General features: G+C 68.7%; 13 protein-coding genes and 1 pseudogene. 1 reads left to right on the top strand and 13 read right to left on the bottom strand.

Features of this window, described 5'->3' with window-relative positions; genetic code table 11:
- The first annotated feature begins 163 nt into the window (after positions 1–163).
- Positions 164–886, top strand: a complete 723-nt coding sequence (locus ACQ858_RS00600) for a glycine zipper 2TM domain-containing protein (protein WP_431274969.1) — start codon at positions 164–166, stop codon at positions 884–886.
- Here ACQ858_RS00600 and ACQ858_RS00595 read toward each other — a convergent pair.
- From ACQ858_RS00595 to paaC, 13 genes and pseudogenes are all read right to left on the bottom strand, one after another.
- Positions 840–1637, bottom strand: coding sequence for an alpha/beta fold hydrolase (locus ACQ858_RS00595; RefSeq protein WP_431274968.1), 798 nt, complete (start codon positions 1635–1637; stop codon positions 840–842). The two genes, ACQ858_RS00600 and ACQ858_RS00595, sit on opposite strands and share 47 nt — an antisense overlap.
- Positions 1634–2665: a M14 family zinc carboxypeptidase gene (locus ACQ858_RS00590; RefSeq protein ID WP_431274967.1), complete on the bottom strand. Its 1032-nt coding sequence runs from the start codon at positions 2663–2665 to the stop codon at positions 1634–1636. Before ACQ858_RS00590 ends, ACQ858_RS00595 begins: the two co-directional genes overlap by 4 nt.
- A 163-nt stretch (positions 2666–2828) precedes the next feature.
- Positions 2829–5339: a DNA ligase D gene (gene ligD, locus ACQ858_RS00585; RefSeq protein ID WP_431274966.1), complete on the bottom strand. Its 2511-nt coding sequence runs from the start codon at positions 5337–5339 to the stop codon at positions 2829–2831.
- 34 nt (positions 5340–5373) lie between these two features.
- The gene (locus ACQ858_RS00580) at positions 5374–7833 is read right to left on the bottom strand and encodes a mechanosensitive ion channel domain-containing protein (RefSeq protein ID WP_431274965.1); all 2460 of its coding nucleotides are present in this window, start codon (positions 7831–7833) and stop codon (positions 5374–5376) included.
- Between the two features lie 68 nt (positions 7834–7901).
- Positions 7902–9946, bottom strand: a pseudogene (paaZ, locus tag ACQ858_RS00575) (phenylacetic acid degradation bifunctional protein PaaZ).
- A gap of 17 nt (positions 9947–9963) precedes the next feature.
- Positions 9964–10704: an ABC transporter ATP-binding protein gene (locus ACQ858_RS00570; RefSeq protein WP_431274964.1), complete on the bottom strand. Its 741-nt coding sequence runs from the start codon at positions 10702–10704 to the stop codon at positions 9964–9966.
- A gap of 2 nt (positions 10705–10706) precedes the next feature.
- Positions 10707–12533, bottom strand: a complete 1827-nt coding sequence (locus ACQ858_RS00565; protein WP_431274963.1) for an ABC transporter permease subunit — start codon at positions 12531–12533, stop codon at positions 10707–10709.
- On the bottom strand, positions 12530–13558 hold the full coding sequence (locus ACQ858_RS00560) for a branched-chain amino acid ABC transporter permease (protein ID WP_431274962.1): 1029 nt from the start codon (positions 13556–13558) through the stop codon (positions 12530–12532). The genes ACQ858_RS00565 and ACQ858_RS00560 overlap by 4 nt, the downstream gene beginning before the upstream one ends.
- Before the next feature lie 146 nt (positions 13559–13704).
- A complete protein-coding gene (locus ACQ858_RS00555; protein ID WP_431274961.1) occupies positions 13705–14859 on the bottom strand; it encodes an ABC transporter substrate-binding protein in 1155 nt (384 codons plus the stop codon).
- Between the two features lie 158 nt (positions 14860–15017).
- Entirely contained in the window at positions 15018–15605 is a 588-nt protein-coding gene (locus ACQ858_RS00550; protein WP_431274960.1) for a TetR/AcrR family transcriptional regulator, read from the bottom strand.
- Positions 15606–15618: 13 nt separating this feature from the next.
- Positions 15619–16704, bottom strand: a complete 1086-nt coding sequence (paaE, locus tag ACQ858_RS00545) for a 1,2-phenylacetyl-CoA epoxidase subunit PaaE (RefSeq protein ID WP_431274959.1) — start codon at positions 16702–16704, stop codon at positions 15619–15621.
- Positions 16705–16720: 16 nt separating this feature from the next.
- Positions 16721–17218 (bottom strand): 1,2-phenylacetyl-CoA epoxidase subunit PaaD, encoded by a 498-nt coding sequence (gene paaD / locus ACQ858_RS00540; RefSeq protein ID WP_431274958.1) that lies wholly within the window; start codon positions 17216–17218, stop codon positions 16721–16723.
- Positions 17219–17232: 14 nt separating this feature from the next.
- Complete coding sequence (gene paaC, locus ACQ858_RS00535; protein ID WP_431274957.1) at positions 17233–18006, bottom strand: 1,2-phenylacetyl-CoA epoxidase subunit PaaC; 774 nt, start codon at positions 18004–18006, stop codon at positions 17233–17235.
- Between the last annotated feature and the right edge of the window lie 6 nt (positions 18007–18012).

Here is an 18012-nt window from a genome sequence, read left to right as displayed (position 1 = left end):
CGCGCTCTTGGACTTCGGCCGCGCGGGCAGGAGCCCGATGGCGAGAACCCCGGCCCTTTCGCTCTCCGCCGTTGTAGGACACCGGTCAATTGACAGGCGCCCGGCATCGGCGATGCTGGTGGAGAGTCCGGTGTCCTGCGCCGGGCCATGAAAGGGAATCCCCATGGACTCGAATTCCACGATCAACCCGCCTGCCGGGCCCGCAGCCCGGTCGTCGAAGGCACTCTGGGGTGTCATCGGCGTGCTGTCGATCGCGGTGGCGGCGCTCGGCGGCGCACTGCTTCACAAGGAGGTCGGCAACACCTCGCAGCCGCAAGCGACCTCGCTCGCCGCCGCGCCGCCGGTGCGTGCGCCCAACGACTTCAAGCCGCCGGTGGTGCAGGAGGCAGCACCCGAGCCGCCGCCTCAGGCTGTCGCGGCCACCACGATGCCACCGCCGCCGGTCAGGGCGCCGCAAGTCATCCCGCCGCACGCGGCGGCAGGCAACGCCGAACCGGTCGTGTCGGCGAGCGAAGGCACGGCGCCGCCGGCGCCCGCGCACAAGGTGTGTTCTGTCTGCGGGCACGTCGAATCGGTCAACACGATCCAGCGCCAGAAGCCCACCACCGGTGTCGGCGCGGTCGCGGGCGGTGTGGTCGGCGGCGTACTCGGCCACCAGATCGGCAGCGGCAACGGGCGGACGCTGGCGACCGTGGCCGGCGCCGTGGGCGGCGGCTTCGCGGGCAACGAGATCGAGAAGCGCACGCACACCGAAACGGTCTACCGGGTGAGCGTGCGCATGGACAACGGCACGCTGCGCACCGTCGAGACGACCGCCGCGCCGCCGATCGGCGAGCCGGTCACGCTGAAGAACAACGTGCTGCGTCCGGCGGACGGCCGCCACTGAGCGCGGCCGCCCACCGGCTGATCCGGTCGGCCGCCCACGGGCCGTCGTCGAGCGGCAGGTCGTGGCCTGCGGTCGGGTGCTCGATGATCGGCGCCCGCCATGCGCGCGCGACGCCCTGCGAGCAACGCACATCCACCAGCCCGTCGCACCGGCTCGACAGCACGAGCAGCGGCACGGCCGGCGCCTCCGCCGAAGCGCGGTAGCGCATGGCCGCGCACAGTTGCCTCAGCGCATTCGCGCCGCTCACCGGGCGGGCCTCGCGCAGCGCGGTCCACGCATCGACGGTGCCGGCCGCGTCCGGCGGGTGCCGCGTGGTCAGCCGCAGGAGGGTCTGCTCGCGCGCGCGAGGGCTGCTTCCGGGCCAGATCACGCCGAGCAGCGCTCGGTAGTTGGCAGGCCGCAGCCGCCGATACCACGGGCTGAAGGGACGCAGGCTGGTGTTCACGAGCACGCAGCCCGCCAGCTCCGCGGGATGGCGCGAAGCCCAGTCCGCCGTGACCATTGCGCCGAGCGACATCGCGACCACGTGCACCGGCGTCGCCACGCCGAGCGCGCGGAGCTGTCGGCGACAGTCGTCGACATAGGCCTCGATCCGGGCCGGACTGCGTTGATGGTTCAGGCGCCCGTTGCCGGGCAGATCGATCGCGATGACACGGTCGCCTTCTGGCAGACGCTCGCGCAGCACCGACGGGAACGCGCCCCAGTGGCCGGCTTCGCGCGTGAGGCCGCGCAGCAGCACCCAGGTGCTCACCGGCGGCCTCTTCCGCTCGCGGCGTACCAGCGCTCGAGGGCGCGGCGCGTGTGCTCCTCCCTCTGCGCGCCCGAGGGCAGCCAGCGCTCGTGGCTGCACGCGGCGCGCGTGAGGAAGTCCAGCCAGCCCACATGGCGGCGCAGCACGCGCTGCTGGCGGTGCTCGATCATCGGATTGAAGATGCCGTGCCGCGAGAAGAGCTGCTTCGGGTTCTTCTTCACCCAGAGCCACGAACCCATCTCCAGCGTGAGCGGCAGGAACACGCACCCGCGCTCGCAGGCGCGCAGGTAGAGGAAATCCCACAGGTCGCCATGGGTGAGGTACTGGCGGCTCTGCGGCTCCAGCACGTAGCGATGGTGAAGCAGCGCGTCGTCCACGATCTCGCACAACGCATGGATCTCGGCCAGGTGCGCGATCGGCCGCGAGGCATGCGCGAACGGAAACCAGATGCGGTCCGCGAGCCCGAAGCCCGAGTGGCAATCGATCGCGATGCTGAAGGGACGATTCAGCAACTCGGTCTCGACGAGTTCGCACAGCGCCGCGCTCTCGCGCTCCATCGGTGCGCCCGCCGCACCGCGAAACCACGGCAAGGTGGCGCTCACGCGCTGGCCGCCGATCAGGAAGGGAACACGCTCGACGGACTCGACCGGCGCATTGCGCATGAGATCCACCCCGTTCGGATTCGCGCGCGTGCCGAGCCACAGCCCGCCCGGATTGACGACCGGCATGAACACCAGCCGAACGCCTTCGAGCAGCCGCTGCACGGTGGCATCCCACGAAAGCCGCATCACGAGGCTGCGCAGATAGGCGATGGTGACTTCCGCACCGATGCGCTCCAGCCCGTGCACGCCGCCGAAGAAGCCGATCGCCGGCGCATCCGGCGCGCTGCTGCCGAGGATGAAGGCCTCGAGCGCGAAGCGTTGCGCACCGGCCTCGACCTCGCCCAGCGCGCGGCGCGTCATGCTCGCGCCCGCCCGTCGGGCGAGCGCCTGCAGTTCCAGCAGTTCGGGCAGATCGGTTGACTTCACGCGCGCAGGATAGCGAGGTGCGAGGACATCAAACAGTCATACAGGCGCGCTAGCGTGACGGGACCATGATCCGCATTTCCCGCCACGCCATCGCCCTGCTTTCGGGCGCCCTCGAACTCGCGGCACTGGCGCGCTCGCGCTGGTCCGTGCGGCACGGCACCCGCTAGGGCGCGTAGCCCAGTCGCTTCATCGCCGGCCCGAGCGCCTTCGCGCTCTTCGCCATGCCGTCCCACGGCGTGTTGCCGGCGGGAAGGCGGCGGCCGATGTTGCGCACGTTCCATTGCGATGCGCTGCTGAGGCCGGGCAACTCGTCCCACTCCACCGGCACCGACACACCCAGGCCCGGACGCGAACGCGCCGACCAGGCAGCAACAGTGGTCGCTCCGAAGCCGTTGCGCAGGTAGTCCACGAAGATCTTGCCCACGCGGTTGCGCGGCCCGCTCCTGGCGACGAAGCGGTCCGGAATGACGCGCGCGAGGTGCTGCACCACCGCCTGCGAAAAGCCCTTGACCGTGTCCCAGTCGTACTGCCGGCGGATCGGCACCATCACGTGCAGGCCCTTGCCGCCGCTGGTCTTCAGGAAGGGCTCCAGCCCGAGCTCGGTCAGGATCGTGTGCACCAGCAGCGTGGCTTCCTGCATCTGGGGCCACTGCACGCCTTCGCCGGGGTCGAGGTCGAAGGTCATGCGGTCGGGCCTGTCGATCGCGTTCGATGTCGCGTTCCACGTATGCAGCTCGATCACGTTCATCTGCGCGACGGACAGCAGCGCGCGCGCCGTATCGATCTGCAGCAGCGGCTCGTGGCCGCGATCGAGCGAAGGGTCGAGCAGCTTCACGCCCGGCAACTCCGTCTTCCTCGCGTGCTTCTGGAAGAAGAGCTCGCCGCCGACGCCCTCGGGTGCGCGCACGAGTGCCACGGGCCGGCCCTTGAGGTGCGGCAGGATGAGCTCGGCAACCTGCTGGTAGTAGGCGACCAGCTCGCCCTTGGTGATCCCGCTGTCCTTGTCGATCACACGGTCGGCGTGGGTCACGCGCTGCTTCGCTGATGCGGACGTGCCCTGCCTGCCCGGCCCGGACGACTCTGTGCCGGGCGTGAATGCGGTCTCGCGGCGGATCTGCCGCGCGGGCTTGTCGGTGCGCAGGCCCCGGAACACCGAGTGTCGGATGCGGTCGTCATCCGTCCATTCGCCGAAGGAGACCTCGCACACCAGCACCGGCGTGACCCACTGCGCCTTCACGCCGGCGGGCCGCTTGGCGAAAGGACATTCGTCGCTTGGCACCTCGTCGAGCCGCGCCTTGATGTCCGACAGCCGACCGACGTCGAAGCCGGCGCCCACGTTGCCGCAGTACTGAAGCGCGCCGTCGTCGTCATACACGCCGAGCAGCAGCGAGCCGAAGCCGGCCCGCGACCCCTGGGGCGCGGTGTAGCCGCCGATCACGAATTCCTGCCGCCGCTGGTTCTTCAGCTTGATCCAGTCCGGCGAGCGGCGCGACACATAGCCCGAGCCCCGCCGCTTGCCGATGATGCCCTCGAAGCCGATGCGCGCCGACGACGCGAGCAGGTCGCGCGGCGAGGCCTCGAAGGCTTCGCTGAAGCGCAGCAGCGGCTGCGGCTCGCTGGCGAGCACGGCGGCGAGCAGGTCGCGCCGCTCCTCCACCGGCACGCCTCGCAGGTCGCGCCCGTCGAGAAACGGCACATCGAAGAGCCAGTAGACGACCGAAGAGGTCGAGCCGCGATCGAAGGCGTTCTGCAGGGCCTGGAAGTCGGGCGCACCGTGCTCGTCGTCGACCACGATCTCGCCGTCCAGCCAGGTGGAACGGACCGGCAACTTCGCCAGCGCCTTCGCCAGTGCCGGCAGCTTCGAGGTCCAGTCATGGCCATTGCGGGTGATGCACCGGACCTTGCCTTTCTCGTCGATGCGCGTCAGCAGCCGGTAGCCGTCGAACTTGAGCTCGTAGAGCCAGTCGCCCTCGCGGGCCACAGGCTCGGTCGCCAGCGTCGCGAGTTGCGGCGGGAGCTTCGCGGGCAAGCCCGCCTTGCGCCCGGGCGGTTCGTCCCCCGGCGGATCGGACTGGCGCTGATAGGTCACGGCCGGCGGGCTGTCGACGTCGCGGCCGGTCAGCACGCTGTCGGGCTCGGCCTCGACCACGTCGTATTCGTCGATGCGACGCGCTTGCGGATCGCGTTCCTTGATGAGCAGCCAGGGCTCCTGCTTCTCGCCCGCCCTGCCGTGCATGCGCACCAGCGTCCAATGGCCGCGCAGCTTCCTGCCGCGCAGTTCGAACTTGAGCTTGCCTTCGGCCAGCGCCTTGCGTGCATCGCCCTGCGGCAGCCAGTCCCCGCGGTCCCAGACGATCACGGTGCCGGCGCCGTACTGCCCGGGCGGGATGGTCCCTTCGAAGTCGGCGTAAGAAACCGGGTGGTCTTCGACGTGCACCGCCATGCGCTTGACGGTGGGATCGAGGCAAGGCCCCTTCGGCACCGCCCAGCTCTTGAGCGTGCCGTCGAGCTCGAGCCGGAAGTCGTAGTGCAGCCGGCTCGCATGGTGTTTCTGCACCACGAACGACAGCGCGCCGGGCCGCCCGCTGCCGCCGGACTGCGGCTCCGGCGTCTTGCCGAAGTCGCGCTTGCGGTGATATGGCGCGAGTGCTTCGACGCCCACTTGCTTGCCCACGGTGCTGCCCTCCGCTGGTGATGCCGGACGACCGCTAGGCGGCTCGCCCAGCGAAACGCTCCATCTCGTCCGCGGCCGTGGTGCTCAGGTGCACCTCGCTCTGCGGCCTCGGCAGGTCGATGCCCGCGTCCGCGAGCGCGGTGCGGATGTTCTTCGCGAGGTTGCTGCGCACGACCAGCCAGTTCGCGCCCTCCACGGTCCACGCGCGCAGGCTGATCTGCAAGAGGCCGCCGTTCAGGCCCATCAGGATGGCTTCCGGCGCAGGCGACACCGACACGCCTTCGAGCTCGCGCGCCACGCCTTCCAGAAGCTCCATGGTGCGCTCCGCCGGTACGTCGGGCCGCGTGTTCACCTCGAGCTCGAAGCGGCGGCGGGTACCGCTGAGCGTCCAGTTCACCAGCTTGTCGGCGAGAAGCACGCCGTTGGGGATCACCACGTCCGCGCCTTCGAAGGTGGTGACGATGGTGGCGCGGATGCCGATGTGGCTCACCGTCCCCAGCAGGCCCGCGATGTCCACCACGTCGCCCGGACGGATCGGCCGCTCGAACATCAGGATCAGGCCCGCGACGAAGTTCTTGACCACGTCCTGCAGGCCGAAGCCGATGCCGACGCCCAGCGCGCCGAACACGATCGCCAGCTGCCCGAGGGGAAAGCCCAGCACCCCCAGCGCGGTCAGCAGCCCGAAGGTGACGACGAAGTAGTAGGTCAGCGACGAGATGCTGTTGCCGACGCCCCGCGGCAGCGACATCGATGGCAGCACGTCCTTTTGCAGCACCTGACGGATCACGCGCGCCACCCAGAAGGCCACGAAGACCGCGGCGACGAAGGCGACGATGTTGCCGAGGCTCAGCGACAGCGTGCCGAGCGTGAACACATGATTGAGCACGCGCGAGAGCATCTCTTCGAGCGGGCGGTAGATCCGGAAGCTCTGCAGCACGATCACCACGAAGGCGATCGCGAGCATGGCGCGGCCGAGCTGCGCGCCGGTCTGCGCCCACGACCGGCCGCCCTGCGCGACCTGCGACACGTCATGGCGGATGAACAGCACCTGCGCGAGCGCCACCACGATGGTGACCGCCGCATACATCACCAGCCCGAGGTAGCTGCTGTCGAGCACCGCCGAGGTCAGCGTGATGGCGAGCGACACGTTGCCGAGCAGGTTCGACACGGTGGCGAGACTGAGCACCACCCCGGCCGCACCAAGCAGCAGAACCATCGCCGGCTGCCGGTACGCCGGGATGCCCACGGGCACTTCGCGGCGCGCGCGCACGAAGAGCACCACCACGGTCGCGAGCATCACGAGGTCGAGCAGCAGCAACAGGCTTCGGTACAGGAACTCATTGCTCACGGGAAGGGACGCCAGCATGTTGAGCAGATAGAAGCCCGCGCTCAGGTACGCCCACGGGCCAACGGCCGACAGCAGCCGCGAGGGCAGCAGCCGCAGCATCGGCAGCCAGGCCAGCAGCATGAAGAGCTGCTGCCGCACCGCCGGCCCCTTGAAGTCGAACGCCACCGCGCCCAGGGCCACCAGCACGAGCCACGCGGCCCAGGGCCTGCCGAGCGGCTTGACCGATTCGGGCGTCACCAGCCCGTCGGCCATGAGGCGGTCGGCGCGGCGGCGCAGCCACAGCAGGAGCGGCAGCAGGACAAGTGCGCCCGCGACAATCACGCGCAGAAGGCCCGCGTTGGCCGCGTCGTGATCGCGCGCGAGTGCCGATTCGATCGCGATGCTCTGCCGGAGTCCGGCGCGGAACGGCTCCAGCTCGATGTCGTTGCGGCCCGCGCTTTGCCACAGCGGCCGCGCATCCATCGAGAGCAGACGGCGGTCCTGATCGTCGATGAGGCCTTGCACCGCCACCTCCTCCTCGCGCACCTGCCGCGAGAGTTCGCCAGCCACGCGGCCGAGGTGGAGCGCCTTCGCGAGCGGTTCGGCGCCGATCTTCTCGGCCTCCTCGATCTTCGAGATGAGCTCGTCGATCCGCTCGCGCAGTGCCGGCGCAATGGTGTGCGCATCGTTGCTGGTGGCACGCCATTGCGCGCGCATCCCGGCGAGCGCTGCGGCGTCTTCGGACAGCTCGCGCGCTTCCCGCGCGGCGCGGGTGCGCAGGTCGGCGAGCTCGCGCGCATAGAGCTGCCAGTGCCGGTGAAGGCTCTCGAGCCGGCGGATCGGCAGCTCGGCGAGCTTGCGCTCGGCCGACTGCTGCGCAAGTTGGTTGATCGATGCCGACTGCCGCTCGAGGCTCGCCTCGAGCCGCTGGAGTTCGTCGGTCTGGCTCGCGCGTTGCACCGCCGCCTGGATGCGATGCTCGTCGACGTCCGCGCGTGCGGTGATGTCGGCGGCGGGGATCGGCTCGACGGCGGCCGTCACCGGGACCGCGGCCGTCTCCTCGGTCGAGGCGGCGCGGGACGGCACGCCCCAGAGGCACGCCATGCCGGCCGCGATGCCGAGCACGATCGGCAGGATTCTCCTTCGTGCGCGCACAAGTCCATCCATGCGGCGGCATTGTGCTCACGATCGCCCGGTTGGCAAGCCGGGCGAAGATGCGCTGCAAACGCGTGGCGTCAGCTGCGCTTGGCGACCAGCGTGAGGATGTCGTAGCTGGCGACGAGTTCGCCGTCCTGGTTCGTCACCTCCACATCCCAGGCGACCACGCCCTGGCCGACGCCGTTGGCGTCCTTCTTGTTGCGGTCGATCTTGCGCTTGCAGGTCAGGCGCGCGCGGATCGTGTCGCCGATGCCCACCGGCTTGACGAAGCGCAGCGTGTCGAGCCCGTAGTTGGCAAGCACCGGCCCCGGCGCCGGCGAGACGAAGAGGCCCGCCGCCGCCGACAGCACGAAGTAGCCGTGCGCGATGCGCTTGCCGAACGGGCTTTCCTTGGCCGCGATCTCGTCGAAGTGCATGTAGAAGTAGTCGCCCGAGATGCCGCCGAAGGCGACGATGTCGGCCTCGCCGACCGTGCGGCGGTGCGTGAGCAGCGAATCGCCGATCGCGAGATCCTCGAAATGCTTGCGGAAGGGATGGACTTCCGTCTCGTTGAGCTTCGCGCCGCGCATGTACTCGCCGGTGACCGCTGCGATCATCGTCGGCGAGCCCTGTACCGCCGTGCGCTGCAGGTAGTGCTTGACCGCGCGCAGGCCGCCCAGCTCCTCGCCGCCGCCCGCGCGGCCCGGGCCGCCGTGCTTGAGGAAAGGCAGCGGCGAGCCGTGGCCGGTCGATTCGACCGCCGCTTCGCGATCGAGCACCAGCATGCGGCCGTGATACGCCGCTGCGATCGGGATGGCCTTGGCGGCAGTCGCCGGATCCTTGGTGACCAGCGTGCCCACAAGGCTGCCGCGGCCGCGCGCGGCGAGTGCGAGCGCTTCGTCGATGCCGTCGTAAGGCATCAGCGTGCTGACGGGGCCGAAGGCCTCGACGTCGTGCACCGCGTCATGGCGCAGCGGATCGCGTGACAGCAGCAGCGTCGGCGAGAAGAACGCGCCTTCGGCCACGCCCTCGCCCTGCGGCGCGAAGCCGTCGCGCTCGCCGTAGACCAGCTCGGCGCCCTGCATCAGCGTGCGCACGCGCTCGGCCACGTCGGCCTGCTGCGCGTGCGACGCCAGCGCACCCATGCGCACGCTTTCAAGCGCCGGGTCGCCGACCACGGTCTTCGCAAGACGCGCACGCAGCCGCTCGGCCACCGCATCGAGATGCTGGCGCGGCACGATCGCGCGGCGGATCGCGGTGCACTTCTGGCCGGACTTGACAGTCATCTCGCGCGCCACTTCCTTGACGAAGAGGTCGAACTCCTCGTCATCCGGCGACACGTCGGGCGCGAGGATCGCGCAGTTGAGCGAATCGGCCTCGGCGTTGAACGGGATCGACTGCCGCACGATGTTCGGGTGCACGCGCAGCTTCGCGGCGGTGTCGGCCGAGCCGGTGAAGGTGACCACGTCGGCGCCGTCGAGCCGATCGAGCAGGTCGCCGGTGCTGCCGATCACGAGTTGCAGGCTGCCTTCGGGCAGCAGGCCCGAGCGATGCATCAACCGAACGAGTGCTTCGGTGAGATAGCTGGTCGAGGTCGCCGGCTTGCCGATGCAGGGCATGCCCGCGAGGAAGCTCGGCGCCCATTTTTCGAGCAGGCCCCAGACCGGGAAGTTGAAGGCATTGATGTGCACCGCGACGCCGCGGCGCGGCACCAGGATGTGCGTTCCCGCGAAGCCACCTTTCTTGCCGAGCGGGATCGGAGGACCTTCATGCACGAGGTTGCCCGAGGGCAGCTCGTTGCCGCCGATGCCCGCATAGGCCGCGAGCGTGCCCGCGCCCCCTCGATGTCGATCCAGCTGTCGGCGCGCGTGGCGCCGGTGTGGGCCGAGACCGCGTACAGCTCTTCCTTGTGCTCGGCGATGTACTTGGCGAGCGCGCGCAGGCGCTGCGCACGCTGCTGGAAATCCATCCCGAGCAGGTTGGTCAGGCCGACGGTGCGCGCGTGGTGCAGCGCCTCGCCGAAGTCGATGCTCTCGGCGTGCGTGCTCGCCACGGGGCGCCCGTTGACGGCACTCTGGAGCACCTGCGCGCCCTGCTGGCCGAGCCAGCGGCCGGCGATGAAACTTTGAAGGATCTGGGTCATGAATTTCTCCGAAGGAATCAGGCGGCCACAGTGTTCTTGTTGCCCAGCCCGAGGTAGGTGTCGATGATCCGGCGGTCGTGCAGCAGCGCCTGCGCGGGACCGGTGAGCGCGACCGCGCCCGTCTCGAGCACATAGCCGCGATCGGCGACCTGCAATGCGGCGCGCGCGTTCTGCTCAACGAGCAGCACCGAGACGCCATGCGAGCGCAGCGACGAGACCACGTGCAGCACTTCGCGCACGATCAGCGGCGCAAGGCCGAGCGAGGGCTCGTCGAGCATCAGCAGTTTGGGCCGCGCCATCAGCGCACGGCCGATCGCGAGCATCTGCCGCTCGCCGCCCGAGAGCGTGCTCGCGAGCTGCGAGCGGCGCTCCTTGAGGCGCGGGAAGATCGCGAAGACTTCCTCCATGCGCTCGCGCTGGTCGCGCCGGCCGGTGCGCCAGCGGTAGAAGCCGCCGAGCAGCAGGTTGTCCTCGACCGGCATTTCGCCGAACAGCTCGCGGCGCTCGGGCACCAATGCCACGCCGCGCGCGACCATCGCCTCCACGCTGGGCCGCGCGATGCGCTCGCCCGCGAGCGCGACGCCGCCGGTGGAAGGCAAGAGGCCCATCGCCGCGCACAGCAGCGTGGTCTTGCCCGCGCCGTTGGGGCCGATGACGGTGACGATCTCGCCCTCGTCCACGCGCAGGTCGACGCTGTGCACCGCCTCGACCGCGCCGTAGGCGACGCTGAAGCCCTGGAGTTCGAATAGAGGATTCATGCTCATGCAGCCAACGGGACAAGTTCGTCGCCGCCGCCGAGGTAGGCGTCGAGCACACGGGGGTTGACCTGCACTTCGGCAGGCGTGCCTTCGGCGATGACGGTGCCGAACTCCAGCACCGTGATGCGGTCGGCGAGGTTCATCACGAACTCCATGTCGTGCTCGACGATGAGGATGCCGAGCCCTTCGGCGCGCAGCTGCGAAAGCAGCGTGGCAAGCGCCTGCTTTTCCAGGTGGCGCAGGCCGGCGGCAGGCTCGTCGAGCAGCAATGCGGCCGGCTGCCCGGCGAGCGCGCGGGCGATCTCGACCACGCGCTGCTGGCCCAGCGCGAGCGACGCGGCGGGCACGTCGGCGTACTCGCCGAGCCCGCAGCGCTCGATCTGGCGGTGTGCTTCGGCCAGCAGCGCCGCCTCCTCGGCGCGGTCCAGGCGCAGCATCGATGCGATCCAGCCGTGGCGACCGCGACGGTGCGCACCGAGCGCGACGTTCTCCAGCACGCTGCGGGTGCCGAGCAGGCGCACGTGCTGGAAGGTGCGGCCGAGGCCGCGGGCCGCGTAGTCGCGCGAAGGCTTGCCGTTCATCGTCTCGCCGATGAGGCGCACTTCGCCTTCGGTCGGGTCATCCACGCCCGAGATCATGTTGAAGAAGGTGCTCTTGCCCGCGCCGTTGGGACCGATGAGCGCATGCACCTCGCCGGCCTTGAGCGTCATCGCGACCGCGTTGTTGGCGACGAGTCCACCGAAGCGTTTGGTGACCTTGTCCGATTCGAGCAGCAGCGCGCCGGCCGCCGGCAGCTTGCGGCTCGCGAGCGATGCGGTCGCCTTCGGCACGGGAACTGCATCACGCTTGAGGAAGCGCGACGACCAGCGCGCCAGCGTCGGCCAGAGGCCCTCGGCGAAGCGCTGGAGCACGAAGAGCATCAGGAGGCCGAAGACGATCACCTCGAAGTTGCCACTGGCGCCGAGCAGCTTCGGCAGGATGTCCTGAAGCTGCTCCTTGACCAGCGTGATGAGCGTCGCGCCAAGCACCGCGCCCCACAGATGGCCGGCCCCGCCGACCACCGCCATGAAGAGGTATTCGATGCCGATGTTGAGGTTGAACGGCGTCGGATTCACGAAGCGCTGCATGTGCGCATAGAGCCAGCCCGACAGGGCCGCCAGCAGCGCGGCAAGCACGAACACCTTGACGCGATAGCGTGCCGTGTCGACGCCCATCGACTCGGCCATCACGCGGCCGGACTTCAGCGCGCGGATCGCGCGGCCTTCGCGCGAATCGAGCAGGTTGTGCAGCGCCCAAAGCGCCAGCAGCAGCACCGCCCAGATCAGCGGCCCGAGCGCGCGCGGCGAAGCGAGCGAAGTGCCTGCGATGGTCAGCGCCGGAAGTCCGGTGATGCCGGTCTGCCCGCCGAGGAACTCGAGGTTGCCGAACAGGAAGTAAAGGCTCAGTCCCCAGGCGATGGTGCACAGCGGCAGGTAGTGGCCCGACAGCTTCAGCGTGATCGCGCCCAGCGTCCAGGCAACTGCGAAGGTCAGCACGAGGCCGAGCACCAGCCCGGCCCACGGCAACGCACCCGACGGCACGAAGCCGCCCAGCATAGCCGCCGCTGCGGGCGACGTGCAGGCCCAGGCGGTGGCATAGGCGCCGATGGCGACGAACGCGGCCTGCCCGAACGAGGTCATGCCGCCGATGCCGGTGAGCATCACGAGGCCGGCCGCAACCAACGAATAAAGGCCGATGTAGCTGAACAGCGTGACGGTGAACTCGGGCAGCCAGGCCCAGCACAGCGCCAGCGCGGCGATGCAGAGAAGGGTGAGGTGGCGGCGCGTCATTCCTCGTCCTCCACATGGCGGCTATGGAGTGAACGCCACCAAAGAACGGGGATGATCAAAGTGAACACGAGCACTTCCTTGAACGCACTGGCCCAGAACGAAGAGAAGGCTTCGAGCTGCCCCACCAGCAGCGCGCCGAGCACCGCGATGGGATAGCTCGCGAGCCCGCCGACGATCGCCGCGACGAAGCCCTTGAGCCCGATGAGAAAGCCGGTGTCGTAATACACCGTGGTCAGCGGCGCGATGAGCAGGCCGGAAACGGCACCGATCAGCGCCGCGAGCGCGAAGCTCAGGTCGCCCGACAGGTCGGTCGGGATGCCCATGAGGCGCGCGCCGACACGGTTCATCGCGGTGGCGCGCAATGCCTTGCCGACGATGGACCGTTCGAAGAAGAGGAACATGAGGACAACGAGCACCGCTGCCACGCCGACCACCACCAGCGACTGGCCGGTGATCGCGAGCCCGCCGATGTCGATCCGCGCTTCCGAGAACGGCGGCGTGCGCGAGCCTTCGGCGCCGAAGAACAGCAGGCCGAGTCCGACCAGCACGCCATGCAGCGCCACCGAGACGATCAGCAGGATCAGCACCGTCGCATCCGCCAGCGGCCGGTACGCAAGTCGGTACAGCAGCGGACCGAGCGGCGTGATGAGCACCAGCGCGGTGACCGCCTGCATCGCGAGCGACGTGGATTTCACGCCGAGCACCAGCACGCTGGCCACGAGCGGGAACGCGAGGGTCCACACGGCCGTGGCCTTCCAGTCCACCGTCGCGCCGCGCTTCCAGCGCCAGCCTTCCACCGCCAGCGTGGCGACCGCCAATGCGAGCAGCAGCCACAGCGTGGCCGGCGTGCGGCCGGCGTTGAGTGCGGCCATCGACAACGCGCCGAACGCCACCAGCTCGCCCTGCGGGATGAAGATCACCCGCGTGACGGAAAACACCAGCACCAGCGCCAGCGCCATCAGTCCGTAGACGGCGCCGTTGACGATGCCGTCCTGCCCCAGCAACAGGGCGATGTCGAAATCCATGGATCCGCTCCAATCAGTCCATCAACCTGCGCGCATCGAAGTGCCAATGCCAGGGATACCGCGGAACCGGCTTGGCCGGGCCGCTGGTATCGCCCCCTGCAAGGGGTTGGCGAAGCGACACGAAGTGCGCGAAGCCCGGGGGTGAGTCAAGGTGCAGGCGGGATGTACTTCCAGGCGCCGTTCTCGATCTTCACCATCACGCGTGCGCGCTGGTCCAGGCCAAGGTGGTCGTTGGGCGTCATGTTGAACACGCCATGTGCGCCGGGCAGTTCCTTGACCTGTTCGAGCGCATCGCGCAGTGCCGAGCGGAACTCCGGCGTGCCGGGCTGCGCCTTCTTGAGCGCAACTGGAACGGCAGCGGCCATCAGGAGGCCGGTGTCCCAGGCATGCGCGCCGAAGGTCGAGACCGAACCCTTGCCGTATGCAGCCTCGTAGGCCGCCACATAGGCCAGCGCGGACTTCTTCACCGGGTTGCTGGCGGGCAGCTGCTCGGCGACGAGCACCGGGCCGGCCGGCAGGATGGTGCCTTCGACATCCTTGCCGCCCACGCGCAGGAAGTCGGCGTTGGCGACGCCGTGCGTCTGGTAGACCTTGCCGGCGAAGCCGCGCTCCTTGAGGCTCTTCTGCGGCAGCGCGGCCGGCGTGCCGGAACCTGCGACGAGGATCGCGTCGGGCTTGGCGGACATCAGCTTGAGCGTCTGGCCAGTGACCGAGGTGTCGGTGCGCGCATAGCGCTCGTTGGCGACGATCTTCAGCTTCTTGAGATCGGCGGCCTTGGAGAACTCCTGGAACCAGCCTTCGCCGTACGCGTCGGAAAAGCCGATGAAGCCCACCGTCTTCACGCCGTTGGAAGCCATGTGCTCGGCGATCGCGAGCGACATCATGATGTCGTTCTGCGGCGTCTTGAAGATCCAGCGCTTCTTGGCATCCACCGGCTCCACGATCCGCGCCGAGGCGGCCATCGAAATCACCGGCGTCTGGTTCTCGGCAGCCACGTCGATCATCGCAAGCGCGTTCGGCGTCGTGGTGGAGCCGAGGATGATGTCCACCTTGTTCTCGGAGATCAGCTTGCGCGTGTTGTTGACCGCGGCGGTGGTGTCGCTCGCGTCATCGAGCACGATGTAGTTGATCTTCTGCCCCCCGATGGTCTTGGGCATCAGCGCGATGGTGTTCTTCTCGGGAATGCCGAGCGACGCGGCCGGGCCGGTGGCCGAGACGGTCACGCCGACATTGATGTCGGCATGCGCGAGCGCCGACGCCAGCAGCGCCGCGATCACCGCGAGGGGTTTGAGGTGTTTCATGGGCATGTCTCCGTTTTGGTGGTTAAGAAAATGTTCGCAGGCACCCGCGGAACCGGCTTGGCCGGGCCGCTGGGTGCGTCCCCTTGAGGGGGTGCAGAGCCACACGCAGTGGGCGAGGCTGGGGGTGTTTCATATCAACGCGATGCGCTGGGGAATCTTCACGCCGGGAAGCCCCCGAGGAAGAGATCGGCCACCACCGGGGCCATGGCGTCGTAGTCGAGTTCGCCATCGGGGCGCATCCAGATGAACATCCAGTTGATCATGCCGAACAGCAGCATGGTCAGCGGCTTGGCGAGTGCGACGTCCCGCAGGTCGGGCCGCAGCTCGATCACCGCGCGCGCAAAGCCCGAAACGACCTTGCGCTGCGTGCCGAGCACGCGTTCGCGGTCCTCGGGCTCCATGAACTTCACGTCCTCGGTCAGCACGCGGTGCGCATGGCGCGCGCCGGCGTATTCCTGCACGAAGCGGCGGATGAGTTCGCGCAGGTGCGCTTCGGGCTTGAGCTTCTGAGCCTCGACATCGGCGACCAGGCCTTCGAGGCGCGACACATGGTTCTCGGCGATGCTGACCAGCAGGCTGTATTTGTCGCGGTAGTAGTGATAGAGCAAGGCCTTGGAAAACCCGCACGCTTCCGCCACCTGGTTCATCGAGGTGGCGGAATAGCCTCGGTTGCCGAAGAGCTGCGCGGCATGCTCCAGAATCATCTCGCGCTGATCGTCGTAACCGGGTGAGCGTCCACGGGCCATGGGGTTCCTTGTTCTAGCGTTCGTCGAATGAGAGGACCACCTTCTCGGTCAATGGATGGGCCTGGCAGGTCAGAACGAAGCCGGCCGCGACCTCGTTCTTGTCGAGCGCGAAGTTTCGCTCCATTCGCACCTCGCCTTCGACGACCTTGGCACGGCAGGTGCCGCACACGCCCGAGGTGCACGAGAACGGCACTTCGAGCCCCGAGGCCGATGCGCAGTCGAGGATGCTCGGCTGGTCCTTGCGGAACTCGATCTCGCGCTGCAGGCCATCGCGAATGATGACGATCTTCGCGACCTCGGCATCGCCGGGCTTGGCCTCGTGGATCACCGCGCCCACCGGCGCACCCTCGGGCGTCGCGACGCCGAAGCGTTCGATGTGGATGCGATCCTCCGGCACGCCGGCCGCAAGCAAGGCGGCCTCGGCCTCGTCGTTCATCTGGAACGGGCCGCAGATGTAGGCGTGGTCGATGCTTCCGGCCGGCACCACGCTGGAGAGGAACTCGCCGAGCTTCTCGCGGCTCATGCGGCCCATGTTGAGCGGCGCGTCGGTCGGCTCGCCGCTGAACACGTGGTGCAGCACGAGGCGCGTCATGTAGCGGTTCTTCAGGTCCTCGAGTTCTTCCTTGAACATCGTGGACTGCAGCTTGCGGTTGCCGTAGATGAGCGTGAAGCGCGAGTTCGGCTCGCGTGCGAGCACCGTCTTCATGATCGACAGGATCGGCGTGATGCCGCTGCCGCCGACGATGCCGACGTGGTGGCGCTTCGCCTGGGGCTCGATCGGCACGAAGAAGCGGCCCTGCGGCGCCATCACGTTGATGGTGTCGCCGGGCCGGAGCTTCTCGTTGATCCAGTTCGAGAAGGTACCGCCCTTGACCTTGCGCACGCCGACGCGCAGTTCGCCGTCATCGATGCCGGCGCAGATCGAGTAGGAGCGGCGCAGGTCCTGGCCGTCGATTTCCTTGCGCAGGGTGAGGTACTGGCCCTGCGTGAAACCGAAGACTTCACGCAGGTCGGGAGGCACGTCGAAGGAGACGATCACCGCCTCTTCGGTATCGGGTGCGATCTGGCGCACGCGCAAAGGGTGAAACATGACGCTCATGGGGTGCTCCGCCGCCTCAGATCGGCTTGAAATGTTCAAACGGTTCGCGGCAGGCAATGCAGCGATACATGGACTTGCAGGCCGTAGAACCGAAGGCCGACAGCCGCTCCGTGTTCTTGCTGCCGCAGCGCGGGCAGGTCACCGCATCGGCCTTGCGGCCGAAGATGCGGATCGGCACCGCGCCATCGGGCGCCGGCCCGGGCGGCGCGATGCCGTATTCGAAGAGCTTGCGGCGGCCTTCGGCGCTGATCCAGTCGGTGGTCCAGGCCGGCGCGCGCTGCAAGGTCACGTAGGCCGGGCCGAGGCCCGCCTTCTCGATCGCGGCCAGCACGTCGTGTTCGATGACCTCGGTCGCCGGGCAACCGGAATAGGTCGGCGTGAGCACCACTTCGAGCCCGTCGTCGTGTTCCACCACGTCGCGCACGATGCCGAGGTCGCGCACCGACAGCGCCGGCACCTCGGGGTCGAGCACCGTAGAGAGCACGTCCCAGGCCTGTTCGCTGCGCTTTGCCATGGCTTGAGCGGTGTTCACCACACGCCCCCGGGGTAGGCGCGCTGCAGGTACTGCATCTCGGCGAGGATGTAGCCCATGTGCTCGCTGTGCACGCCGCGCTTGCCGGTGCTGCGGAAGGCCGCGTCGTCGGGGCGCTTGAGCGTGGCTTCGCCCAGGATGGCGTCCATCTCTTCGAGCCACTTGGCCTGCAGGTCGGCCCAGCGCGGGCCGATGCCGTCGGCGCTTGCAGCGCCGTCGATCGCGTCGGATTCGAAGAGCTCGGGCACATAGAGCCACAGCTCGCGCAGGGCTTTCTCGATGCGCTGGCGGGCTTCATCGGTGCTGTCGCCGAGGCGCACGACCCAGTCGGCCGCATGCTGCTGGTGGTAGCGCGCCTCCTTGATCGCCTTGCCGGCGATCGCGGCGAGCTCGGCGTTGCTCGATTCGAGCAGGCGTTCCCACAGCAGCTTCATCAGCGTCGCGACCATCGCGTTGCGCACCACGGTGAAGGCGAAGTCGCCGCGGGGCAGCTCGACCATCGTGAGGTTGCGGAAGTCCTTCTCCTCGCGCAGGAAGGCGAGCTGGTCCTCGTCATGGCCGCGGCCTTCGAGCTGGCCCGCGAGCGTGAGCACCGCGCGGGACTGGCCGATGAGGTCGAGCGCCATGTTCGACATGGCGATGTCTTCCTCCAGGATGGGCGCATGGCCCGACCATTCGGAAATGCGCTGCGCGTGGATCAGGCAGGTGTCGCCGATGCGCAGCAGGTACTGCACGGCGGGCTGGAGGTCGACGGCGATGGATGCTTGCATCTCGCT

Origin of the sequence: Variovorax ureilyticus, from assembly GCF_050632185.1 — a bacterium.
Classification (GTDB): Bacteria; Pseudomonadota; Gammaproteobacteria; order Burkholderiales; family Burkholderiaceae_C; genus Variovorax; species Variovorax ureilyticus_A.
Note: the sequence above shows the minus strand (reverse complement) of the source record. Positions and strands in the feature narration are given on the sequence as shown.